This window comes from Paraburkholderia sp. SIMBA_053 (assembly GCF_046534895.1).
GTDB lineage: Bacteria > Pseudomonadota > Gammaproteobacteria > Burkholderiales > Burkholderiaceae > Paraburkholderia > Paraburkholderia caledonica.
The window spans coordinates 1-251 of the sequence record NZ_JAWRXU010001265.1 but is presented as its reverse complement, the minus strand read 5'-3'; the positions used below and the strand labels follow the sequence as shown (position 1 = coordinate 251).

The following is a 251-nucleotide window of genomic DNA, read 5'->3' as shown; positions in this document are numbered from 1 at the left end:
CGAGCCCTCTGTGCGCTGCCCGAATGCCCCTCGCGGAGCCTCCTCGGGCTCGGCCTGGTCAGCCGGCGCCTGACGCGCTGCCGCCGCCTGACGGAGCTTCTCGGTCGCAGCCTGCTGAACCTGACCACGGTCGTTGCGCACCTCGACCTCGCCCGCATCGTTCGCGGCCGAGTACTCGAGGCGCTGATCTCCGCCGCCGTCGGCGAGTCCCTTGGCCTCGACCTCGGCGGTCTGAGAGTCGCCCGCTCGGC

At 72.9% G+C, this 251-nt stretch carries 1 protein-coding gene; it reads left to right on the top strand.

The window, feature by feature from the left end:
* On the top strand, window positions 1-251 hold a 251-nt coding region (locus SB753_RS39695; RefSeq protein WP_410805498.1), incomplete at both ends, for a hypothetical protein.